The sequence below is a fragment of the Leisingera sp. ANG-M1 genome (assembly GCF_000813745.1).
Taxonomy (GTDB): domain Bacteria; phylum Pseudomonadota; class Alphaproteobacteria; order Rhodobacterales; family Rhodobacteraceae; genus Leisingera.
Genome location: NZ_JWLC01000030.1, coordinates 120,867 through 121,123, shown reverse-complemented (window position 1 = coordinate 121,123; position 257 = coordinate 120,867). Strand labels below are relative to the sequence as shown.

Genomic DNA, 257 nt, shown 5'->3' with positions numbered 1-257 from the left:
GGCGCTGCCGCCGCACCGGCAGCGCCTGCCGCAGCCCGGCAGGCCGCGCCTGTGGCACCGCCCCCGCCCCCGGTTGAGCACGTCTGGCACATAGCCGTGGACGGCCAGACCTCCGGCCCGTTCTCAAAGGCCCGGATGGGACGGATGGCGCAGGAAGGCACGCTAACCCGGGAGACCCATGTCTGGACTCCCGGCCAGGACGGCTGGAAACGCGCAGGCGAAGTGATGGAGCTGGCGCAGCTGTTCACCATCCTGCC

The 257-nt window shown here is 72.0% G+C and carries 1 protein-coding gene; it reads left to right on the top strand.

Annotation, left to right across the window (positions count from 1 at the left end; translation table 11 throughout):
* Positions 1-257, top strand: a 257-nt coding sequence (locus RA19_RS23895) for a DUF4339 domain-containing protein (protein ID WP_039167801.1), incomplete at both ends; no start/stop codon positions are given.